The sequence below is a fragment of the Enterococcus sp. DIV1421a genome, from assembly GCF_051711025.1.
Taxonomy (GTDB): Bacteria; Bacillota; Bacilli; order Lactobacillales; family Enterococcaceae; genus Enterococcus_B; species Enterococcus_B hirae.
In genome coordinates, this window is record NZ_JBIOLU010000001.1 from 2,406,198 (window position 1) to 2,429,008 (window position 22,811).

Sequence of the window (22,811 nt, forward strand, 5' to 3'; positions counted from 1 at the left end):
TATTATGACGATTACAGAAAAAGACTTTGGTCAGGGGTACCATTTGATCACATTATCCAATACTCACGGACTTAAATTAGCCGTCACTGACTTAGGTGCACGGATCGTTCAACTAACTGCTAATGATCGGGAATTAATTTTAGGGTTTGACTCCGCACAAGAATATTTGACAAAAGATGCTTATATCGGAGCAACGATCGGACGAACAGCAGGTAGGATTGAAAAAGGCCAATTTTCTTTGAATGATCAAACCTATCAATTGAGTGTCGATCCTAAGACGGGGCATTCACTTCACGGAGGTACACCAGGATTTGAACAGAAAAAATGGACGTATCAACTAAGTGAAACAGACGAAGAAAGCTCAGTCACCTTTACTACTACCAGTCCCGACGGAGAACATGGATTTCCTGGAAATCTATCCGTAGAAGTTTGCTATACTTTGACACAAGACAACATTTGGCGTGTTAGAACGCAAGCAATCAGTGATCAGGATACGCTTTTCAATTCGACCAACCACGTGTATTTCAATTTAAGTGGCGATGTAGAAGAATCAATTGATCAGCACACCCTTTGGCTAGACAGTGAGTCTTTCGCCCCATTACGACCTGATAGTATACCAACTGGCGAAAAAGCGAGTGTTGCTCAAACACCTTTTGATTTTCAAACACCTCAAAAACTAGCCACTGTCTTTACTAGTCAATTTGAACAAAAACGACTCGTTGACGGGATCGATCATCCTTTCTTTTTAAATAACCCAGATATAAATCATGTATCGGCTTATTTATTAAGTCCCGATGAACAAATCAAAGTAAGCATCATGACCGATTCACCTAGTGTCGTGATCTTTACTGCTAACTTTGGGCAAGATACCCCAGAAATGCATGGAAAGAAACTAGCCAACCACGGTGGTATCACGTTTGAGACTCAAATCGCTCCCGGAGCAGAACAGTATCCAGCTTTTGGAAATATTCATTTAGCAGCACACACACCATTTGAAACAACTACAGAATTTAAAATCGAGACAAGAGAGGGTATCTAACTATGGAAATCAAACGCAGTTTAAATACAAAATTCGCAGAAATCTTTGGACCTAAAAAAACCACACAATATTTTTCTCCAGGCAGAATCAACTTGATTGGTGAACATACAGATTATAACGGTGGTCATGTTTTCCCTGCCTCCATCACTTATGGCACACAAGGAGTTGCCGCACCTCGTGAGGATAATAAAGTATTGGTCTACTCAACAAACTTTGAAGACGACGGTGTCATCAGCTTTACTTTAGACCAACTTGATTACGACAAACAAGCAGGATGGGCAAACTATGTCAAAGGTATAATCGTTAAACTAAACGAAGCAGGCTACCCAATTGAACATGGTTTTGAACTCTTAGTTGAAGGGACGATCCCGAACGGTGCAGGACTTTCAAGTAGCGCTTCCTTAGAATTGTTAGTCGGTGTTGCCTTAGAAGACTTATTCCATTTATCCATTGATCGACTTGAATTAGTTCAAATTGGTAAAAAAGTAGAAAATGAATTTATCGGTGTCAACTCGGGGATCATGGACCAATTTGCGATTGGCTTTGGCGAATTAGACAAAGCTATTCTACTTGATACAAATACGTTAAAATATGAAATGGTTCCAGTAAAATTAGATGGCTATGCAGTAGTAATCATGAATACAAATAAACGTCGTGAATTAGCTGATTCTAAATATAATGAACGACGTAGTGAATGTGAAGAAGCACTAAAACGTCTCCAACAAAAATTAGCTATTCAAGCATTAGGTGATTTAGACGAAGAAACATTTGAAGCAAACATTGATTTGATTGGTGATGACACATTGATTCGTCGTGCTCGTCATGCAGTTACTGAAAACCAACGAACATTAGAAGCTAAAGCTGAACTGGTACAAGGAAACTTGGCTGCTTTTGGTCAATTATTAAATGCCTCACACGATTCGTTGAGACATGATTATGAAGTAACTGGTATCGAGCTTGATACATTAGTCGATGCAGCTCAAAAACAAGAAGGTGTCCTAGGCGCCCGTATGACAGGAGCTGGCTTCGGTGGCTGTGCGATCGCATTAGTCAAAGAAGAAAATATCCCTAACTTTAAAAACAAGGTCTATGATGAATACTTAGACGTCGTTGGCTACGCCCCAGAATTTTATGTGGCACACATCGGCAATGGTACTACAAAGATTATGGAAGAAAGTGTTTCAGCTTAATCCAATGAAAGAAATGTAAGGTAGTTCAACGTTACGTTTCAAAAGAATAAAGCAAAATTATGATCGTCACTTTTCAAAAAAACAAATAATCATGAAATGCTACCTGAAAATAAGTGTCAAAATAAAGACTGACCGCCAAAAGTTCATTTAAACAACTTTTGGCGGTCGGTCTTTTTGCAGCTAATTTCCTCACCATATCCATTTCAATAAAACATCTGCTATTATTGAAATAAATACGCATGATCCGTTTGATCTTCGATTCGTTTTTGCCATTCAGGATCATGTTTTGGTACAGTGGCTATTTCTTTAAATTTGTATGGTCCTAATTCAAAAAACTGTTGAAGGATCTGATTCACTTGCTCAAATAAAGCTGGACGCTCCATCCTATTTTTGACGGTCAGTTGCTGATCAGCTGTACAAAAAGTCACATTCCCTAATTCTTCAGAAACATTGATCGTCTTGCCCGCTCTACTCAACTGGCGAACTTCTCCTAACATTTCATAGATGTCCTCACCTTCATATCCTTCTAGTAGTGCTAGACTGTCAACTAACGAACCAACAGTCAAATCAGCGATGATTGCTGTTTTCGCTCCTAATTGCAGCGAATAGATCGCAGCATCTACGATACCACAGGCATTACAACCACCTTCTGTTAACTCACTTTTTCTAGTGATTTGTACTTCCATCATTTCTGGGTCACCTTCTTCCTATTATGGATCTGTTTTTTATTCTTCGCGTTCTTTGCTCTTCTTTTCTTCATTTCCAAGCGAGCAGCTTCTCGCAGACAACGTACATGACAATTGACATAAGTTAACACTACTTCATCTGACTCTTGTTCAAATCCCCAAAAAGACATATTCATCCTTCCATTTCTTTTTTGAATGTGTATGGTACAAAAATATTGTGCAACTTCTCTGACAATAAGAAAAATTTTGGCTTATTTCATAGAGTTGACACTTGAATACCATCTATGTATTTTTAGAAGTATTGATAGGCATCTCCAACATCTATCAGACAAATTATTTTCTATAGCATAAGAAAAAATAAAATTTACGTCAATATAAACAAGCAACTATAAAAAAATAAAATGCTCTTATTTATTTTAATTATGAGGTAAATAACTAAAACCCACAGAAATCCACATAGGACTTTTGTGGGTTTCAGCTATTTAGATCAGATAAAAGAAACAGAAGCTATCTGTTGATAATCAACGCATTCTTGTCTCGAACACTTATGACAATTTTTCAACTAGTTCCTCTAATTCATTTAATCGTTGTTCAAACTTAGTCATAGCTGATTCGATATAATCAGCTTTTGTCATGTCGACGCCTGCTTTTTTCATGACTTCAACTGGGTAATCACTATTTCCTGATTTCAAATAAGTAAGGTATTTTTCTAGAGCATCTGGCTCTTGACCCCAAATTTTCTGCGCCAAAGCAGAGGCAGCTGAAAAGCCTGTTGCATATTGATAAACGTAATAATTATAGTAGAAATGTGGGATACGAGACCATTCATATTTGATTTCCGGATCTTTTTCTACCGCTGATCCATAATATTTGGCATTCAATTCCCCATAACTGTCGCTTAGATATTCACTGGTCAAAGGTACACCTTTGGCATCTTCTTCATGCATGAAATGCTCAAATTCTGCAAATTGTGTTTGTCTGAAAATCGTTCCTTTGAATCCATCAAGATAATGATTCAAGACATATGCACGAACACGTGGATCTTGTTCAGTTTCAAGCAAGTATTCTGTCAAAATATTTTCATTAGTTGTTGAAGCAATCTCTGCTAAGAAAATGGAATAATCACCGTAAACAAACGGTTGATTTGAACGAGTAAAGTAACTATGCACACTATGTCCCATTTCATGTACGAGCGTAAATAATTGATCCAACGTATCATGCCAGTTCATTAAAATATAAGGATTGGTATCATAGCTTCCTGAAGAATAAGCGCCACTTCGTTTCCCTTTATTTTCGACCACATCGATCCAACGGTCAGCAAAAGCTTTTTCTACCACTGACAGATATTCTTCCCCCATTGGTGCCAAAGCTTCCAAAGCTTTCTGTTTCGCTTCTTCGTAAGTGAACTTGATAGGAGCTTCTCCTAATACTGGTGTATATAGATCATACATATGCAGTTTTTCTACATTTAAAAGACGTTTGCGTAATTCCATATAGCGATGCAATAGCGGAAGATTTTTATTGACTACTTCAATCAATGTATCATAAACGCTTTCTGGGATATGATTGTTGCTCAAAGAAGCTTCTCTAGCAGAATGATAATGGCGAATTTTTGCTTTGTAATTGTGCCCTTTGATATGGGTACTCAATGTTGAAGCAAACGTATTTTTAAATTGATCATAGACACGATAAAGCCCTTTGAATGCAGCTTCTCTAACTGTACGATCTGTGCTTTCCATCAATTGACCATAGACACCATGAGAAAGCTGGATTTTTTTCCCATCTTCTCCCACGATCGTAGGAAACTCTAGATCGGCATTGTTTAAAACAGCAAATGTATCACTGGAAGCGCCAAAAATTTCTCCTGCTCCAGCTAGTAATGATTCTTGTTCTGCAGATAATATATGCGCACGATTATCCACCATTTGTTTTACGTAATGACGATACAGTTCTAACTTCGGCTCTTGCTCAAAATACTGCCAAATCTGCTCATCCGAAAGTTGAAGGACTTCTGGTTCATACCAAGAGACTGCTTCACTTACTTTAGAAAATAAACTTCCTGCTCTCGCATATAAAGCTTGATAAGTCGTATTTGCTGTATCTTGGTCATTTTTTAAATGAGCATAGACATAAATGAGTTCCACTTTTCGGTAAACATCTAAAACAAATTCAAGCGCATTCAGAAATTCTGTCGCACCCTTTGCTAATGTTCCTTTATATTGATCGGAATTTTTTAATTCTTCTGTTAATTCTTGGTATTTTTCATCAAATTCTTGATCGCTAGAAAAGATTTTGGTGAGATCCCAAGTTAGTTCTTCAGGCAATTCTTCTCGTTTTGGTAATTGGGTCGTTTCACTCATTTAATACACTCCTTTATTGTTTTCACTCTTTTTTTCTAATTCATATTGAAAATAGAAAAATGAATAAGCCTACTAAAATCAGCTACTCTTAATTAGTGTATCATAATTTATTTCTGTTTGACATCAAGAATATCTCCTCACACTCCTGGTAAAGTAATCGGAAAATCTTTTTCTTATCAACCATTAAATAAAGCCAAGTTGTTTTATTTGGTTCAATTTTTTGAAGCCAATTGAGATACTTCCATTGTTTGCTTCTGCCTGCTTGTTCACTGATGATTTCTTCAAATAAAAGACGATAAAAGAAGACTTTTTCTTGAAAATAAAAAAAAATCGACTTTCTGCGTACATCCATGGAGATAAATAAAGTAAATGTTTTTTTCTAAGATAGAATTGTTTTTGTAAATGAATGTATTTAGACTGACGATAGTATAATTTTTTTTGTAACCATTTTTGACAGCCAACATTAGTAAGAACTTTTTGCCGATTTTGATTCTCCATCTGTTTTTCTAATAGACTTACAGGAGATTCACTAAAGAAAGGCCAGCTGATTGTTTCATAGGTTACTGTTCCAGAAAATAATTCTGCCAAATGATAAAACAAATATAATCTTTTTTCTAGCCAATCGATTTTCCATAAATGAGTGCCCATAGTGTCATTGTACATACAAAAGTACTTTTCTCTCGTTTTTAAACGATCATTTTTGAAAAAAGCAGAACCTAAGATCCACCAAACACGATAGTTTTTGCTTAGATATCCTTTTGTTCGTTCTTTCATCCGTTCATAAGCGAGAACTGAACACTGAATTTCTATGGCTAGATTCCCGCAAAGGATATCTGGTCTTTGTCGAAGGGTTGGTAAATAGGCTTCTAAGACAGGCGGATGAGTAACAAATTGTCTACACCACTCAAAAAAATATTTTTTGAGTTGGAGATGCTCCGTTGTTTCTTTCTCACTAAAACCAAAACAATCCTGTAAATTTTTGTGAGCAAAATGTGCTGTTTTTTGCTGCCCAGTTTTTAATATCACTGGTTCCTTACAAGCTGGGCAGAAAAGACTTTGCCGTTTCGTACATGTTGTAGCCAGATATCTTTTTCCATGTTTATCAATCGCAACTATCATAAATTAGCTGCCCCCCTCCTAAAAGAAAATACGCCAAAAAAAGAATCTGATCATTTTCATTGACCAGATTCTTCAAATTGTTTCTTTGATTATTTGCTGCTTACGCAAAATAAAATTTTGTACGTTCCAAAGCATTTCGTTCCATAAGTAATTGCGCATATTCGTTCAATGTTTCAATGGTCCGATCGCTTCTTTCTGCAAACTCTAAAATTCGAGCTACTTCATTCGCGACATCTGTTTGGTTTAAATCTTCCATCCAAAAATGTACGGCTAAATAGTAGATACCATCTAGTAAATACAAATCTGTCCAGGCTGATTCCAACTCGACATCATTGGCTAGTTGAATCATTTGTTCAAAGTCTTCAAAAGCAAAAATCGCTTGGTGTTCTGTTTCATCGGAAATGCGTTCAGTCGTTTCTTCTTCATTATTTAAGATTTGTTGCTGGATAAATTCAGTTACATCATCAGAATCTAAAGAGTCTTCGTCTTCTTGGAGCATTTCTTCATTCGGTAAGTTTTTACTAATAAAAAGTTCTAAACCGTCTCCTTTAGGAAGCACTTGAAATGTAACAGCTTCGCTACTGCGGAACTCATCTTCAATATCAACTTCTTCTAAAATACTGTAGAAAAAATTTTCGATCTCTCTATGGTTACCAAGCAAGTCTAAAAATGAGACGCCTCGCTCTTCTAAATCTTCATGACCGATCATTACTCGGATCGTATTTTCATTAATATGTTCCATTTCCATCTGGCTACACCTCACTTTGCCACAACTATCAATATAACTTCATTGTAGCGAAATAAGCTTAAATGTAAAGAAAAAAAATTACCATTTAAAATCAAAATAAGTTTTTAATTTAACCTTGACATCATTTTTTTCACTTAGCTAAACGTAAAAAAGAGCTTAGGACAAAAAGCCACTCCTAATGCGAGAACGAATAAACGGCATTCAAAAAGTAATCCTTAACAATGAATCGAATTTTTGAGACCAAGTATTTTGGTCTTCTCAAATCTCGCTATCACCCAAAGAGTAAAATTCCTTTGCATGTTACATCTAGTTATATGTACTTTCTATTCTGGTAAAAAAAAACTTAGAAAAACTACAAAAATAGTTTTTCTAAGTTAACGTTTATTTTCTATAATCCAGCCATTAATTGTGCTTGACGCAATTCCAATTGACGTACATCACGTGGTAAGAAACGACGGATTTCATCTTCATTGAAACCAACTTGTAGGCGTTTGTCATCGATCATAATCGGACGACGCAACAATCCAGGGTTATTTTGAACGAGTTCTAACAGTTCTTGCAATGGTAAATCATCAAGATCCATGTTTAGTTTTTGGAAAACTTTTGAACGTGTTGAAATAATTTCTTCTGTGCCATCTTCAGTCATTTGTAAGATTGCCTTTAATTCTGAACTATTTAATGGTTCAGAAAAGATATTTCGTTCAACAAATGGAATTTGATGTTCTTGTAACCACGCACGGGCCTTTCTACAGGAAGTACAACTTGGGGAAGTATATAGTGTTAACAACGTGCACCACTCCTTTTCATGACTAATGTCACTTTTTTGTAACAGAAGATCATTATAATCTTCCATCTGTTTCTATTATACATAATCAACTTTTAAATAGCTAGCTTTTTTCATAATATTTTATCAAAAAAATGAAAGTTATCTAAGATTTATATTCCGTAAAACCAACACTTTACGTTTAGTTAGCAATTAAAAAATGAGAGTTTTCAAATTTAATTCAAATATAACCTGCCATTGAAACAGACTTTAAAGTTGTACTATTATTTTATTACTCACCCCACAAAAAAACGGTTTCTTTGAAAAAATTATGTTTTTTATTTCTGTCTGCTTTATTTTGTTTGCTATTACAACAGTCCTTTTAATTGAACCTAACCCTTATTTTGTCCGCTAATTAAGCACCCTTTTATATTACAATGGTTATAAAATGAAAATCACTACAAAACGCCTTATCGTCATCATCAAGTGTTATTTTATATTTTAATCATTTTCGTTTTTCTGTATTAAAAAAAACATTCTTTATCAAGTAAAATAGGATTATTCTATTAAAATTAGTCAGAATTTCGTTTCATTGAGGATTAATTTATTCATCAGATAATCAAATGATATTCAATTTTACTATTTTAGTGAAAAAAACTGAAACTTAAAAAGCTTATTCTGTCAAGAAAAGCGAAATATAGTAATAAAAACCTTTATTTAACAACGTTTTAACCGGTATTTTTCTGATACAATAGTCGAGGATTTATGAAAAAAATGATGAAAACCGAAAGGCGTGTAGAATTTGATTAAGTCAGTTGTTTTTGACGTTGATGATACGATGTACGATCAACAACAGCCATTTAGAAATGCGGTAAAAAAAGTAGTGCCGCTTGTTTCAGATATAGATATGGGACCATTATATCTCCGGTTCCGTCATCACAGTGATGAAAATTTCCCTAAAGTGATGGCAGGAAAATGGACCTTGGAGTATATGCGTGCACATCGAATCAGCCAATCACTAAAAGACTTAGATTATCCACATATTACTGAAGAAGAAGGTCTTTATTTCCAACAAGTTTATGAAGAAGAATTAGATAATATCTGTCTTCATGAGGAAGTAAAGAAAACATTGGACTTCTTGACTGAAATGAATATCCCTCTCGGAATCATTACCAATGGTCCCACCGATCATCAAACCAAAAAATTGAATCAACTTCAATTAGCAAACTGGATTCCTTCACAGCATATGATCGTTTCGCAAGCAACAGGATTTCAGAAACCAGAAAAAGAGATTTTTCAACTTGCTGAAGAACGTTTCAATCTAACTGCAGAAGAAACTCTATATGTAGGCGATAACTACGACAATGACGTATTAGGTGCTAAAAGAGCTGGTTGGCAAGCGCTTTGGTTTAACCATCGTGAACGAAAAGTTGATGGTCCATTGAACTGTGATATCGAAATCACCTCATTTGATCAATTATTAGAAACGATGAAAGTAATTTTCAGCTAAAGCATCCATGCACAGCTCCTAGCAAAACAAATAACTAAAAAACTCTCGAAACATAATCTTGTTTCGAGAGTTTTTTATTATTGAGTCTTAAGATTTAATTATTTTTTGTTTCAAAATTTTTAGTCTTCCAGGTCTCCGACACTCAGAATCATTCGGATATCATCTTCCGTTAATTTGGTTAATTGGTCTTCATTTCCTTGGATGACTTTTTGGAATAACTCTCTTTTTTCTTGTTGTAACGAATCCATTCGCTCTTCAATCGTTCCTTCTGCAATCATGCGCCAAACTTCGACCACATTTTTTTGTCCGATACGGTGCGCACGTCCTGCCGCTTGTTCTTCAATGGCTGGGTTCCACCATAAATCATACAGAATTACCGTGTCTGCTCCCGTTAAGTTGAGTCCGGTTCCGCCAGCTTTCAATGAAATCAAAAAGACATCTCGTTCTCCTTCATTGAATGCATCTACCATCGTTAAACGATCTTGCGGTTTGGTGCTTCCTCTTAAGTAAAAAGTAGAAATTCCTAATTCTGCTAGTTCTTCTTGTAAGATGGTCAACATACCTGTAAATTGAGAAAACAACAGAACCCGCCGATTGTTTTCTTTGGCTGCGACCAGTAGATCTTTGACTTGTTCTAGCTTTCCTGAGCCACCTTCATAATCCTCCAAGAATAATCTTGGATCACAGCAAATTTGGCGTAATCGTGTCAAACCAGCTAGAATACCGATGCGATTCTTTTTAAAAGCTTCTGAGTCCATAGTAGAAATCTCTTCTCGCATCTGACGTAAATAAGCCAAGTACACGGTTTTTTGCTCTTCTGTCAATGCAGAATAAAGATTCATCTCGGTTTTTTCTGGCAGATCGCTTAACACGGTTTGCTTATCCCTTCGTAACACAAACGGACGAATCATTCGGGCAATTTCTTCAGGTGCCAGCTCTCTAAAGCGGGTCTTATTCGGGAAAAATCCCGGCATAATCGTCGCAAAGAGCGACCATAGTTCTTCCAGATTATTCTCAATTGGCGTCCCACTTAAGGCAAAACGTTGCGGTACACTTAATTCTCGTAGCGCTTGAGCTGTTTTGGTACTACTATTTTTAACCATCTGAGCCTCATCAAGGATCAAATAATTAATCGCATGTTTTTGATAATCTGCTAAATCTTGTCTTAAACTAGCATAAGAAGTGACTCTGATATCTGCCTTACGAGCTAATAGTTCTTCTCGTTCCTTTTTATTCCCGTTGATTACTTGGATGCTCAAAGAAGGAGCAAATTTTTTCACTTCTGCTTGCCAGTTATAGATCAAACTAGCAGGAGCGACGATCAAAGCAGAGAGTTCGCCTTTTTCTTCTTTTTCTGAAAGCAAATAGGCAATTGTCTGAAGGGTTTTTCCTAGACCCATTTCATCTGCTAAAATTCCGCCAAACTGGTAATTTCCTAGCATTTTCAACCATCGAAATCCTTGTTTTTGGTAATCACGCAATTCAGCTTGTAGACCTGCTGGCAAGGATACTTGATATTGTTCAGGTTGTATTAGATCTTGGATCATTTTTTGATAGGAGTCACCAAAAGTTGCTGAACTTCCTGCTAACTTATCTTGAATGATCAATCCTTGGTTTTTAGGCACATGGATCGTTCCAGATTCTGAACGGATCGATTCACGGAATTGTTGCAAGATTTGACTTGTTTGCTGAAACTCTTCGGAATCAAAGGACAATACTTGCCCATTTTCTAACGTATAGAAAGCATCATTTCGCAACAAACTTTGTAAGACCTGATTGATTTCTTGTTCCTCAATCCCAGTCACATCAAAACGAATATCTAACCATGAACTGGTTTCTTCCACTTCGATCTTCGGTTGATGTCGATGTGCATCTAAATACAATTCCCGAAGTTTTTTCCCAAGGCGGACCTCACCAAACTGACGAAAAACGGCTAACTCCGTACGGAAAAAAGTATACAACTCTTCTCCTGTTGGCAATAAACGTTCATAGCCTGTATCATTTCGTTGGTAGCGATACATTTTGAACAAGTCTAATACACGTTGTTCTTGGGCTTTGTCTCTTAATACTTCAGAAGCATTTTCAGCAATAACTTCATGTTTTTTATCTGTTGAAAAAACGACTTCATCATAGACAAAATCAACACGAGCCTGGATCTTGCCTTTCGATTTTCTAAAGAAGAAAATAAATTCCACTGGCACGTCAGCAACTTCTGCTTTCACTTCATCCGCTATGCTCACTTGACCAATTTCAGATAGCAATGGAATGATTTCTTTGAATAATGAGGATAGTTCTTGCTTAAGAAACAATACTTCTGGTTTCTCAAATCTTCTCATAAGCTGTTTCCAAGTTAAATAGACTGCTTGTTGACGTTTTGTTAATGAATAAAATGTTCCTTGGATCATTCCCCATTGATAATGAGTAAAGAATAATTCAAAATCATTCAGTGCACTTAATTGATAAGCCTCTTCTTTTTTTGTTACTTCAAATTCTAAGGAAGGCTCATTATTCGAAAATCGGACTCCTTGATAATTCACTTCTCCGATCTTCATTTGGAGTTTCGTCGTTTGGTTCATTTGTTCTAACAATGTTTTTGCTTGTTCGATCGGTAATAACAAATAGCGTTTATCTAATTTCCCTTTAACTTGTAGGCCGTTTGCACCTAAAAGAAGTTGCGTTTGGGCACACTCAGCTAACGTTTTTAAGATTACTTGATCTTCTCCTTGAAAAGCTCGTTGATCTAGATGGAACTGGTATTGTTTATTCACAGTGTAACGTTCATTTTCCATATAGGAATGTAAAAAATCAAAAATGTTTTTAACGATATACGTTTTCTTTGGCTGATCTAAATAGCCAATCCGCAAATAAACGGCTAAAATAGCTAATTCCGGATGATAATGATTGGTCTCAATCGTTTCTACTTGATATTCCACAATCAATGGTTGCGTCCGTGGTGAATTTTTTTTGACAGTTAGTCTTGAAAAACCTTTCGTTAAAATTTCACCTTCGCTACTTTTTTTGACTGGTTCTAACGTAGGTTGATCTGCCTTGATTATTCGTGAAAGATTCTTAGAGCGCAAGTACAGTTCGACTGCCACTGTATGCTTACAATAATGATGTTCTTCCCAATAAGGGCATTGGCAGAAATCGACTTCTTTGGCTGTCCCATCTAAATCGACCATATACAATTCACTGCCTAAGACTTCCGCATGCCAAACTTTTTCTTCTTGGTCAGGGACAACCGATAATACCCGTCCTTCTTGCAGATATTGACGTCCTCTTGCAATGACTTTTTCTGGAATGCTCCATTTCATCAGTTAATCCCCCTCTTATCCAAGATGATAGCGTACTTTACTTTGTCCGCTACCTTCTGTTTCGATTCTGATTTGTTGTACTACTCGTTCTTTTAATTCTCTCACATGGCTGATGATCCCGATCATACGACCTTCACTTTCAATTGTTTCTAATGCTTCAATCGCCATTTCAAGTGCTTCTTCATCTAACGATCCAAATCCTTCATCAATGAATAACGCTTCGATCAACACACCACCGGCTTGTGTCTGGATCACTTCAGCTAAAGCCAACGCTAAGGATAAAGCTGCAATAAAACTTTCGCCACCAGATAGCGTATGAGCCCCACGTGTCAGACCTGCTTCATCATCATAGATATTGATCTCCAACCCTGTTTTCCCACGGTAACTTCCCACTTCATCTGCAAGCTCAAATTGGTAACGATTTTTCGTCAGACGTTGCAATCGCACATTTGCCACTTGTAGTACTTCTTGTAAATACACTTGTAGTACGTATCTTTCCAAGCTGGTTTTTCTAGGGTTTTCCCCATTCATCGTTTGCGATAATTGTTGTAGTTGGATCAATTCATCTAATTGTTCTTGACTCGCTTGATAAATCGAAGAAAATTCTTCGATGATTTGCTGATTCTGCTGTTCTTGCTCTTGCAAGTGATAACAATGTTCCTGTTGTGTTTGAACCGCAGCTTTTAGCTCATCTAGTTGTTGCTCCAATTGTTCTAAATCAGGAAGTGTTTCAGCTAAAGCAACATGGTTCAACTGGCTTAAGCGGTCTTCAACGATTAATCGTTCTTTCTCATATGCGTTGACCAGTTGACTCTTCTCTTGGTATTCAACTGTTTGTTTAGCAAATGCCAATACCTCATCTGCTTCTTTAAAGTAAGCTTGCTCTTTTATTTTTGCTGAAATTTGCTCTTGGATACGCTGAATTTTATTTTCAATTTTTGCCTGTTGCTCATGAATATTAGCCATTTGCGCTTTTAACAAACTGATTTCTTGAGAAAAACGAAGTTCTTTTGTTTTTTCTTCTGCTAACCATTGGGCTTTCATCGCAACATTTTCTTCTAATTGGTTGACATCCTCAATCAAAGTCTGAGTATTTTGTCCTTCTAACTGTTTCGTCAAGGTAACAAGCTCCCCTTGTACTTGTTGGAGCTCTTCTTTGTTTTGGCTGATTTGTTCGGTGATCTTCTTTCGCTGATCTTCGATAAGACTTAAACGTTCAGTTAGTGTTTGAGTAGCGATTTTTGCCTGTGTGATGGCCTCTGCACGCGAATCCAAATCATGCTGGATTTTTTCTAAGGATACAAGAGGATCATCTGCTATGGCAAATTTAAACGATTGCTGGATCAAATGTTGTAATCGTTCTTTGCTTTTTTGGATCTCTACTTGTTTTTCTGTTCCGAAGTTTTCCAAGTCAGCTATTTTTTGTTCTATTTGTGCTTTTTCTGCTTCACTACGCCCTATTTCTTGATTGATTTGTTCAAGGTTTGTTTCTGCCTCGGCTAAATTTGCTTCCAGTTGGACAAATTCTTCTTGATTAGGCAATACATGCTCATTTTGTTGTTTAGGATGTTCAATTGAACCACAAACTGGACAAGGTTGCCCCGGTAATAGTAACAATTGCAACTTCGCAATTTGTTGGCTTGCCCATTGACTCTTTAAATGATCAACTTGATTGTTTTGCTTACTTAATGTTACTTGTTGGGCTTGAAGTTGTTTGATCAGTTCGGACAACTTGGTTTGATTCACCTGTAACTGTTCTGCATTCTGGTGATTTTCTGTAAGGATAGTTTGGTACTTTTCTTGCTCATGCCGAAGTTGTTCGTAACACAATTGATCACTGTGCAAGCGATCTTGGTCAAGCAGCTGTTCGGCTAGTCTTTGTTCTTCTTCTTTTAACTGGACTTGTTCTTGAAGAATTTTTTGTTCTTTTTCTTCTGCTTTTTTCTTTGCCTTTTGTAATTCTTCACTTTCATTTTGCTTTTTTTGCCATTCTTCCGCAATTGGGATCAATGACTTCATGACTTGTAATCGATTCGCTGCATGTTCCATTTCTTGTTGGGCATTTTTTCGTTCAGGTTCATCTTTACGCCACTGTGCATACGCTTGTTCTTGTTGCACGAATGTTTCAGAACAAGTCTGTTCTTTATCAATCAGTTCTGCTTGTTCTTTCTGGTATTCTTGGCTTCGTGTCAACGTATCGACCAGTCGTTCAGCAAATTCATAATGAGTGATCCATTGTTTTATTTCATTGATTTCACTTTCTTGCTGGATCAATTCTGCATGTTTTTGCTCTAATTTTTGCTTTTCTTCCTGACGTGTTTGCAATGTTTGCGAATGATAATAGGTATCTTCTAATTGCTTTTGTTGTTCTTGTAAATGAACCAGTTTATTTTTTTCTTGGAGAAGTCTTTCTTGTAATATTGTTTGCTCTGCCTGCCAATAAGTGAATAACGCATCGAAACTTAAGGTTTCAGGAACCGTTCCTGTGTCCAAAGGGATAAACCGTTTTTGCAGCAAACTCAATTCTTGCTCAAGATGATCTAATTTTTTTTGATGTTCTTTGGCTTTTTCTTTCAATTGTTCATTAAGTTGTTGGAAAAATTGCGTGCCAAACAAATTACGTAAGACAATTTCTTTCTCACTACTTGATGAAATTAAAAAATTACGAAATTCTCCTTGAGGTAGTAAAACGATCTGAGAAAACTGTTTCGCATCCAGATTCATTAATTCTTTGATTAATTGATCCACTTCACTACGTTTCGTGTATTGGCGCATTTCTTTGCCCGCTTCATCAAAGATCGTCAAAGAAACTTTTGCTGCTTGCTTTCGATTGCCTTCACCTTTACGTTTGGCCAAGAGTTGTTCTGGCTTACGTTCAATCTCATAATTCAGCCGCTGATGCTCAAATGAAAAAAAGACACACGTTTCTTCTTCAGGCGTAGCAAAAAGAGACCGCATTTCTTTACCAGTCCTGATTCTGCCAGAAGTTTCACCAAACAATGCATAAGTCATTCCATCAAAAAGAGTCGTTTTTCCTGCACCTGTTTTTCCAGTAATCAAAAATAGTGGTGCTTCGGTCAATTTCGCAAAATCAATTGTCTCGTCAATAAAAGGACCAAAATTTTTTAGTCGTAATTTCTTGGGTTTCATTGCTGATCATTCCTGTCCGTGAGTTCTTGTAGCGTTTCTTTTAACCAGATTTCCTGCTTGTTCGTCAACTGTTCCTTGGTCATTTCTTTGAAAAAGCCTTGTGCGATCTTATGTGGATCCTTTGTCATCATCTTTTTTTGTTTTCCCAGTTTCAGTTCTACTCGACCGTTTGAACGTTCCACACCAAGTATCCGTGGATAGATTTTTCTTAATTGATTCATCATGTTAGGGATAATTGTTCGATCTTCCAAATAAATTTGGAGATAATTTTCACGATTGATCGTCTGATAAAAATCTGGATTCAACAGCTCTTTAAAACTTGCTGTTATTTCTTCAATATCATATAACGGGGTCAGTTCTCGAAAATTCAAAGAGACGTTCTCTTCTAAATCTACGATCCAGACACCTTTTTTTTGATTGATTTCTGACAATGAAAATTTTAAAGGCGACCCACTGTAACGGGCATTTTTTTGATTCAATGCTGCTTGATTGTGGAGGTGTCCTAATGCGACATAATCAAATGGTTCAAGTAAATCTCCTGGAACAGCATCTAATCCGCCTACTTCAATTTTGGTTTCTGAATCTGATTTCATACTCCCGGTCACAAAAAAGTGACTCACTAATACTTGTTTTTTCGTTGAGTCAAACTGCGTTTTCATTTTCTCAATGACTTTTTCCATTGCTTGTTGAATGGTGCGTATCTGCTCATCTTCAAAATATATCCTCGCTGAGATTGGTTCAAAATAAGGCAAAAGGAAAAATTGCGTATCCTTGAATATGATTGGTTGAAAGGCTTCTGCCAATCTAGTTTGTAAATAATAATCGGACTGACTGAACCAAGGTGTTCCTGTCGAAAGACGAATACCGCTATCATGATTTCCGGATATCGCAAAAATCGGAAATTCTTCCCGTAGATTCCATTCGACCATCAATTGATTGAACACTTCAATGGCATCCACTGACGGAACACTTCGATCATAAAGATCTCCTGCAATCACGATTGCATCAACATTTTCTTCTTTTGCAATTGCTAAGATCTGGGTTAAAACATGCTCTTGTTCCTTGATTCGATCGTATCCTTGTAGTTTTTTTCCAATATGCCAATCAGCTGTATGTAAAAAACGCATCTCATCACCTCAAAAAATGTCCTTCTAATTATTATAACACTTCCCCTCATTACATGATACCTAGGATCATTACGGACTAAAACAAATAGGCAATGAAAAAAAGTTGCTGATTCCGTATAAACATAGATAATCCCATGCTTAGAAAGAATCGCAACTTTTATCATTACCTTGCGCTTTGATTTTTATTGAAAAAGAATCATTTACTTTTTATTTTTGATTTCATATTTAAAGTCAGGATTGACTTCTTTGTCTAGTTGATCGAAAGCGGCTTGTGTTCTACGTTCGATTTCTGCCATTCCTTCTTTGTCTGTTTTTTTGATATCAGACAAATCGATTGGTTCACCAAAACGCACAACCACACGTTTTCGCTTGAATAAGTCACCCAAAGTCAATGGTCCTTGGTAGACAGCAGGAACGATTTTTGCTTTTGACATTTTAGAAATCAATGCCATTCCGCCTTTTAATTCCGTTGCATGTCTTGTTCCACTTGGGAACATAATCAAACCTAAATGAGTAGATTTTAAAATTTTAACTGGCGTTTTGATGACACTAGGTCCTGGATTTTCTCTTTTTACTGGAAACGCATGGGCATGTGTCAAAATAAAGCGTAATACTGGATTTTTGAATAATTCTTCTTTTGCCATAAAGCTAAATTCTTTAGGCGAAGCTGCTACAGCAAGATATAAAGGATCCCACCAAGTTCGATGTGGCGCTACCAAAATATAATTCTCATCTTGTGGTAAAACTTCTTTATTTTCATATCGGGCATTGCCGTTGATCACTGCTAAGATCACTCGGACTAGCCCTCTCATAAATCGATAGAACATAGTCTCTTCCTTTCTAGGTGTATGGTCATAGTATGCCTAAATTTAGGAAACTTTACAAGGTACCTTGGTTCTTTTTTATAAAAATAGTATAATACAATCACTTAGTTTTTTCATTTTGGAGGGAACCCATGCTTCACGAAGATGAACGGATCGATCAATTATATGCAAATGATATTAAAATCATTCAAAGTCCTCACGTTTTTTCTTTTTCACTAGATGCTGTTTTACTTGCTCATTTTGCACGTGTACCGAAAAAAGGACAAATCGTTGACCTCTGTGCAGGGAATGGTGCAGTCGGTCTTTTTTTAAGCAAACGAACGAATGCGTTGATTGATGGCATCGAAATTCAACCACGTTTAGCGGATATGGCAAGACGTAGTATCCAATTAAACGAGCTAACACACCAAATGACCATCCATACGCTTGATTTAAAAGAAAGTTTATCCGTTGTTCGTCATAATTCATGTGATTTAGTCGTCTGTAATCCCCCTTATTTTAAGGGATTACCAACCAATAAAAAAAATCCGAATGAGCATTTAGCGATTGCTCGACATGAAATCCATACTACCCTTGAAGATGTGATCCAAATTTCTAGTAAATTATTAAAAACCAATGGACGCTTTGCAATGGTCCATCGCCCAGACCGCTTTTTAGAAATTATTCAGTTACTAGAAAAACACCGTATCGCCCCTAAAAAAATTCAATTCGTTTATCCAAAAATGGGGAAAGAGGCAAATATTTTGTTGATCGAAGGAATCAAAGAAGGCAAATTAGATGGATTTAAAGTTGCTTCACCGTTGATCACATACATGCCTGATGGTAGCTATACAAATGAAATCCGAGAAATTCTTTATGGCCAGTGAGCATTATTTTTATGTCTTAGCTTGTAAAGATGGCACGTTTTACGGTGGCTATACGACGGATCTTTCAAGAAGATTAGCAGAACATAATCATGGGACAGGAGCTAAATATACCCGATTACAAAAAAGGCGCCCCGTCAAAATGATCCATGCTGAGGTGTTTGCAACTAGGAGTGACGCAACAAAAGCCGAAGCAGCCTTTAAAAAACTCACGCGCACTCAAAAAGAACGGTATTTAAAGACACAGCCCTCTCACATGTTGCCAGAACAATAATTTGGGTCAATATTACTGGGGCTGAATCGACCTTTTAAGGGAATGTACGAGAACTAAACAAAAACACAAAAATTAGTTTTTTGGCTGTTGATTGTTACCTACTTCAAACAATTGAAAAGACATCTGAGATCCTTTCAAATGAGTTAAGCTCTCATTGATAGAGGAAAATCGGCTCTATAATTTATTGGACTGATGATGTATCGAGGTTGCTTACGAAAGCTTCCAGAAGAATCCCTATATAAAGACAATCAAACGTGTAGCTTACGGATTTAAATCATTTGAGAACATGAATATTAGAATCTTTTTGAGCAATCGATTAATTAACGTGAAATAACAAAAAATACGGATCAGAATAAGGTTCATTCTGATCCGTATTTAAATTTATACCACTCATCGGTTCTTATTGACAAAGAATTAAAATAATGTTGAGGCGTTTTATGGATTTGATGATTTTTACATAAAGTTACAACCAAAAATCAAAAATTATTAGCAGTTATGAGTTTAAAACGATACTTTGTGAAAATATCGGCAGCATTTAAAGGTAACGTGATAAATTGAAATAGGAAGTATGGTGTCAAAGTAATTTAAGGAGGTGAAGAATAATGAAAAAAGTGATACTAAAAGGCTTAATTTTAACTACATACATGGTAATGACGTGTTCAATGATTATTATAGGTGAAGTTGCTTTTGCCAGTGAAAACACTATGGCTGGTACTGAAGAAGTTATAGCCGAACCCACTAATAATATACAGTATGACATGTCAGGATTAATGATACATAGTAGCGCCAGCACGCTTAATTTTTCTGAGTATGTTTATATGCAAAACAAACCATATGGATCAAGTCGTTGGATTCCAAGCTTGACAAAAATTTGGCAAGTTAAATATAAAGACGGAAAAAAATACCAAGGCTATGTGAAGTGGACGGGTAAGTATAAAAACGGCACGCATATTGGTGCATATTATCAATACACTGGCGTATTAACTTTATAGGAAAGGTAAAGTTATGATTCTTGTATAAACGAAAGGTGACAGTATATTGAAATTAAAAACGATTCGTTCTATTAGAATAGTCAAAGTAATACAGTTCTTACTTAGTTTTTCTTCTGTCTACTTACTAATAAAAGGATCTAAGTATGTATTTTTAATACCATTATTATTTGGTTTTCTCTTGGAACTAATACTTCCAAAAGAATATGGTGGTGGACTAGTTAAAAATAAAAAGAATGTATTTATAAATTCAGAAAAAATTTGGATTGAACCACTGATTGAAATTATACTTTTGATTTTATTTATTATTTTTTCAACTATTAATTGACCTAGGAAGAAGATGTTTCATCTCAAAGATTCTATCTTATTCTTCTCCTTATTAAAAAAACTTCCAGAAGCGCTGGATGATCGCTTTCGAGCGAAACTTCAAAACCTTCTTTCTTATGAAGAAGGAATTACCAATGCACTGATTTACCCTTACTCTAATGGAAAAATAGAAGCAAAGAATCCCCACATAAAGACAGTCAAACATGTAGCTTACGGACTTAAATCATTTGAGAACATGAATATTAGAGTCTTTTTGAGCAATCAATTAATTAACGTGAAATAACAAAAAATCCGGGTCAGAATGAGGTTCATTCTGACCCGGATTTGATTTTATACCACTTATCAGTCCTTATTGACAAAGAGCTGGAAAATCAAGATGTCTTATCTCTTATTCAACTATTCCGTACTACCATTTCCATTAGCAGAACTAGCTACACTACCACTATTAGTATTCGTATCATTTTGGGTTGATTCACTTGAAACAGTTTTCTTCGTTTTATCTTTCCCTAATAAAGTTTCACTTACTAAATGGATATAGTGTTTCATTCCTTCTGGATTTGGATGTACTTGGTCATCATAAAACCAATCATTGTGGCTATTACTATAATCATACCAGTCGATCAATGTAAGATTATCGTATTTTTTAGCCATTTGTGCTAACAAGGCATTCACATCGTTTTGCCAACGTTTTGTAGGAACGCGGACATTTACCCAGTAAACTTTACGATCTCCTAAGGCACTCATGATGCTATCAAATTGCGATTCAGAAAAGGCTCCATTTGTTCCTAAGCCAATCAAAACCGTGTCTTTCAATAGGTTTTGTTTTTTCAGTTCTTCAATATATGGCTCACTCGCATATAATTGTCGACCAACGTCTCCATCAACAACAACTTTAGGATATAACTCCTTCAAATCAGTCGCTGCATCTAACATGACTGAGTCCCCAAATGCTGTCAATTCTAATTTCTGCGCTTTCTTTCCTTGTTTAGCTGTTAGCCCATATTTATCAAGAACTGCTTGATCAACGGTGTTGGAATTATTATCTTCATTTTTCTGGCTTTCCTCCGCCAATCTTTTACTTTCAGCAATTTGTGCTTGTAATTTTTTTTGATCCGCAGTCACTGAATTCTTAGGTGCTGTAACAAAACCAACAAGAGCGATCAACACCATCAATGTTCCCGGAATGACCCAAGGTTTTTGCTTGCTGATAATCGGCTTAGTGAACCAGCCTTTGACTACTTGAATCGTTTGTCCATAATCGAATCGTGCCAAAGGACGTTCAATGTAGCGATAAGAAAGTTCGCTAATGATCAGGATCAATGAAATCTCGATCAATGTATGAAGCAAAACATGATCCGCAATATTCGCAACTTTTGCTTCATAAAAAATCATGACTGGAAATTGATACAGATAGATGCCGTAACTTCGTTTACCGATCCAAGAAAACACGGGATTGGTTAACCATTTGTTCACACTTGCGCCTGGATGCGCTGTTACCGCAACTAAAACGACACAGAAGAGACTAACTAACAGCATGCCCCCATAATAGACAAAACTATAATGATCATCTAACAAGAAAAAGAAGAGGATCAATGCGATCAGTGAAATCAATCCGGCTAGATTCAACACCCGTTTTGCTTGCTTTGGAATATTTTTTTTCAATCGGGTACTTGGCCAGACAAAAGCCAAAGCACTTCCTAACCAAATTGAAAACAATCGCGTATCTGTTCCATAATATACTCGAGTTGGATCGCCGCCTGGCGTAAACAGGATCATCATGAGGATCGCAGAAATAAGTGATCCTCCTAAGACTGTATAAACGATCCACTTCTTTTTACGTACAAAAACCATTAACAAAACAAAAAGAATGGGCCAAACTAAGTAGTTTTGACCTTCCACCGCCAATGACCAAATATGGGTAAACGGTGATTCATTGGCAAATCGATCAAAATAAGACAAACCATTTTTTATTTGCCACCAGTTGTTGACATACAATAAACTACTAACGACTGTTCCTCGTAAGTTATTCAATAACCCTCGTTGAAATAACGTAATATAAGCAGATGCAGTGATTAGTAAAAACACTAATCCTGGATATAACCTTTTCATTCGTCGGACATAAAACTGCCAAATATTGATTTTGCCATTTTGTTCCCATTCTTGCCGTAATAAATCAGTGATCAAATAGCCTGATACAACAAAAAATATCGGGACGCCCAAATAACCACCCTTCAAACTTGTAGGGAGCAAATGGTACAAAATCACTCCTACTACTGCCAAAGAACGAATACCGTCAAAACCAGTAATGTAGCGACTATTTTTTAACCTTTTTTGTTTTTCCATTCAATATTCCAACTTTTCATAAACTTTTTTCATTTGTAATATACGTGTATTGTACAAAAATAGCAAGAAAAATTCATGTGATTTTCGCTATCATTTCTATCTTCCCATAAAACTTTGAAAAAAAGAATAACTTTTTCCGCAACTTTAATAAAAATTCAACTATGAACAACGTATAACTAAAAATA

19 protein-coding genes and 1 pseudogene are annotated in these 22,811 nt (G+C 36.2%); 9 read left to right on the top strand and 11 right to left on the bottom strand.

What is annotated here, in order from left to right; genetic code table 11:
- Positions 1–4: 4 nt before the first annotated feature.
- Together IGK21_RS10935 and IGK21_RS10940 are read left to right on the top strand one after the other, a co-directional pair.
- Positions 5–1,039: an aldose epimerase family protein gene (locus tag IGK21_RS10935; RefSeq protein WP_181915109.1), complete on the top strand. Its 1,035-nt coding sequence runs from the start codon at positions 5–7 to the stop codon at positions 1,037–1,039.
- 2 nt (positions 1,040–1,041) lie between these two features.
- Complete coding sequence (locus IGK21_RS10940; RefSeq protein WP_181915110.1) at positions 1,042–2,229, top strand: galactokinase; 1,188 nt, start codon at positions 1,042–1,044, stop codon at positions 2,227–2,229.
- Between the two features lie 221 nt (positions 2,230–2,450).
- On the opposite strand, the gene IGK21_RS10945 is transcribed toward IGK21_RS10940, so the two are convergent.
- The 6 genes from IGK21_RS10945 to spxA form a co-directional block, all read right to left on the bottom strand.
- Positions 2,451–2,918: a DUF4809 family protein gene (locus IGK21_RS10945; protein ID WP_181915111.1), complete on the bottom strand. Its 468-nt coding sequence runs from the start codon at positions 2,916–2,918 to the stop codon at positions 2,451–2,453.
- Positions 2,915–3,091, bottom strand: a complete 177-nt coding sequence (locus IGK21_RS10950) for a hypothetical protein (protein WP_158000813.1) — start codon at positions 3,089–3,091, stop codon at positions 2,915–2,917. Before IGK21_RS10950 ends, IGK21_RS10945 begins: the two co-directional genes overlap by 4 nt.
- Positions 3,092–3,460: 369 nt before the next feature.
- Positions 3,461–5,275 carry an oligoendopeptidase F gene (gene pepF, locus IGK21_RS10955; RefSeq protein WP_034699929.1) on the bottom strand — a complete coding sequence of 605 codons (1,815 nt, stop codon included), beginning with the start codon at positions 5,273–5,275 and terminating at the stop codon, positions 3,461–3,463.
- Positions 5,276–5,458: 183 nt separating this feature from the next.
- The gene (locus IGK21_RS10960) at positions 5,459–6,394 is read right to left on the bottom strand and encodes a competence protein CoiA (RefSeq protein ID WP_181915113.1); all 936 of its coding nucleotides are present in this window, start codon (positions 6,392–6,394) and stop codon (positions 5,459–5,461) included.
- A gap of 100 nt (positions 6,395–6,494) precedes the next feature.
- Positions 6,495–7,142 (bottom strand): adaptor protein MecA, encoded by a 648-nt coding sequence (locus tag IGK21_RS10965; RefSeq protein WP_010720865.1) that lies wholly within the window; start codon positions 7,140–7,142, stop codon positions 6,495–6,497.
- Between the two features lie 388 nt (positions 7,143–7,530).
- Complete coding sequence (gene spxA, locus IGK21_RS10970; RefSeq protein ID WP_002296384.1) at positions 7,531–7,929, bottom strand: transcriptional regulator SpxA; 399 nt, start codon at positions 7,927–7,929, stop codon at positions 7,531–7,533.
- A gap of 778 nt (positions 7,930–8,707) precedes the next feature.
- Between spxA and IGK21_RS10975 the strand changes: the two genes are divergently transcribed.
- Positions 8,708–9,415, top strand: a complete 708-nt coding sequence (locus IGK21_RS10975; protein ID WP_010720866.1) for an HAD family hydrolase — start codon at positions 8,708–8,710, stop codon at positions 9,413–9,415.
- Between the two features lie 119 nt (positions 9,416–9,534).
- Here the strand turns inward: IGK21_RS10975 and IGK21_RS10980 are convergent, their stop codons facing one another.
- The 4 genes from IGK21_RS10980 to IGK21_RS10995 form a co-directional block, all read right to left on the bottom strand.
- A complete protein-coding gene (locus IGK21_RS10980; RefSeq protein WP_181915114.1) occupies positions 9,535–12,729 on the bottom strand; it encodes a DEAD/DEAH box helicase in 3,195 nt (1,064 codons plus the stop codon).
- Positions 12,730–12,744: 15 nt separating this feature from the next.
- A complete protein-coding gene (locus IGK21_RS10985) occupies positions 12,745–15,879 on the bottom strand; it encodes an AAA family ATPase (protein ID WP_181915115.1) in 3,135 nt (1,044 codons plus the stop codon).
- The gene (locus IGK21_RS10990; protein WP_181915116.1) at positions 15,876–17,006 is read right to left on the bottom strand and encodes an exonuclease SbcCD subunit D; all 1,131 of its coding nucleotides are present in this window, start codon (positions 17,004–17,006) and stop codon (positions 15,876–15,878) included. Before IGK21_RS10990 ends, IGK21_RS10985 begins: the two co-directional genes overlap by 4 nt.
- A 200-nt stretch (positions 17,007–17,206) precedes the next feature.
- The gene (locus IGK21_RS10995; RefSeq protein WP_010720870.1) at positions 17,207–17,833 is read right to left on the bottom strand and encodes a lysophospholipid acyltransferase family protein; all 627 of its coding nucleotides are present in this window, start codon (positions 17,831–17,833) and stop codon (positions 17,207–17,209) included.
- A gap of 128 nt (positions 17,834–17,961) precedes the next feature.
- Here IGK21_RS10995 and IGK21_RS11000 point away from each other — a divergent pair, with 128 nt between their 5' ends.
- The 6 genes and pseudogenes from IGK21_RS11000 to IGK21_RS11025 form a co-directional block, all read left to right on the top strand.
- Positions 17,962–18,696, top strand: coding sequence for a tRNA1(Val) (adenine(37)-N6)-methyltransferase (locus tag IGK21_RS11000; protein ID WP_010720871.1), 735 nt, complete (start codon positions 17,962–17,964; stop codon positions 18,694–18,696).
- The gene (locus tag IGK21_RS11005) at positions 18,686–18,967 is read left to right on the top strand and encodes a GIY-YIG nuclease family protein (protein WP_053766274.1); all 282 of its coding nucleotides are present in this window, start codon (positions 18,686–18,688) and stop codon (positions 18,965–18,967) included. The genes IGK21_RS11000 and IGK21_RS11005 overlap by 11 nt, the downstream gene beginning before the upstream one ends.
- Positions 18,968–19,205: 238 nt before the next feature.
- Positions 19,206–19,301, top strand: a complete 96-nt coding sequence (locus IGK21_RS11010) for a hypothetical protein (RefSeq protein ID WP_438719487.1) — start codon at positions 19,206–19,208, stop codon at positions 19,299–19,301.
- 268 nt (positions 19,302–19,569) lie between these two features.
- The gene (locus IGK21_RS11015) at positions 19,570–19,959 is read left to right on the top strand and encodes a hypothetical protein (protein WP_181915117.1); all 390 of its coding nucleotides are present in this window, start codon (positions 19,570–19,572) and stop codon (positions 19,957–19,959) included.
- A 46-nt stretch (positions 19,960–20,005) separates the two neighbouring features.
- On the top strand, positions 20,006–20,284 hold the full coding sequence (locus IGK21_RS11020) for a hypothetical protein (RefSeq protein WP_081128426.1): 279 nt from the start codon (positions 20,006–20,008) through the stop codon (positions 20,282–20,284).
- Positions 20,285–20,299: 15 nt separating this feature from the next.
- Positions 20,300–20,566, top strand: a pseudogene (locus IGK21_RS11025) (transposase); the annotation flags it as partial.
- Positions 20,567–20,679: 113 nt separating this feature from the next.
- Here IGK21_RS11025 and IGK21_RS11030 read toward each other — a convergent pair.
- Positions 20,680–22,626: an acyltransferase family protein gene (locus IGK21_RS11030; protein WP_010720873.1), complete on the bottom strand. Its 1,947-nt coding sequence runs from the start codon at positions 22,624–22,626 to the stop codon at positions 20,680–20,682.
- Positions 22,627–22,811: the final 185 nt, after the last annotated feature.

Bases quoted from the DNA above. Each gene is read 5' to 3' on its own strand.
- IGK21_RS10935 (WP_181915109.1), top strand. From the start codon at position 5: ATGACGATTACAGAAAAAGACTTTGGTCAGGGGTACCATTTGATCACA.
- IGK21_RS10940 (WP_181915110.1), top strand. From the start codon at position 1,042: ATGGAAATCAAACGCAGTTTAAATACAAAATTCGCAGAAATCTTTGGA.
- IGK21_RS10945 (WP_181915111.1), bottom strand. From the start codon at position 2,918: ATGATGGAAGTACAAATCACTAGAAAAAGTGAGTTAACAGAAGGTGGT.
- IGK21_RS10950 (WP_158000813.1), bottom strand. From the start codon at position 3,091: ATGAATATGTCTTTTTGGGGATTTGAACAAGAGTCAGATGAAGTAGTG.
- pepF (WP_034699929.1), bottom strand. From the start codon at position 5,275: ATGAGTGAAACGACCCAATTACCAAAACGAGAAGAATTGCCTGAAGAA.
- IGK21_RS10960 (WP_181915113.1), bottom strand. From the start codon at position 6,394: ATGATAGTTGCGATTGATAAACATGGAAAAAGATATCTGGCTACAACA.
- IGK21_RS10965 (WP_010720865.1), bottom strand. From the start codon at position 7,142: ATGGAAATGGAACATATTAATGAAAATACGATCCGAGTAATGATCGGT.
- IGK21_RS10980 (WP_181915114.1), bottom strand. From the start codon at position 12,729: ATGAAATGGAGCATTCCAGAAAAAGTCATTGCAAGAGGACGTCAATAT.
- IGK21_RS10985 (WP_181915115.1), bottom strand. From the start codon at position 15,879: ATGAAACCCAAGAAATTACGACTAAAAAATTTTGGTCCTTTTATTGAC.
- IGK21_RS10990 (WP_181915116.1), bottom strand. From the start codon at position 17,006: ATGCGTTTTTTACATACAGCTGATTGGCATATTGGAAAAAAACTACAA.
- IGK21_RS10995 (WP_010720870.1), bottom strand. From the start codon at position 17,833: ATGTTCTATCGATTTATGAGAGGGCTAGTCCGAGTGATCTTAGCAGTG.
- IGK21_RS11000 (WP_010720871.1), top strand. From the start codon at position 17,962: ATGCTTCACGAAGATGAACGGATCGATCAATTATATGCAAATGATATT.
- IGK21_RS11005 (WP_053766274.1), top strand. From the start codon at position 18,686: ATGGCCAGTGAGCATTATTTTTATGTCTTAGCTTGTAAAGATGGCACG.
- IGK21_RS11015 (WP_181915117.1), top strand. From the start codon at position 19,570: ATGAAAAAAGTGATACTAAAAGGCTTAATTTTAACTACATACATGGTA.
- IGK21_RS11030 (WP_010720873.1), bottom strand. From the start codon at position 22,626: ATGGAAAAACAAAAAAGGTTAAAAAATAGTCGCTACATTACTGGTTTT.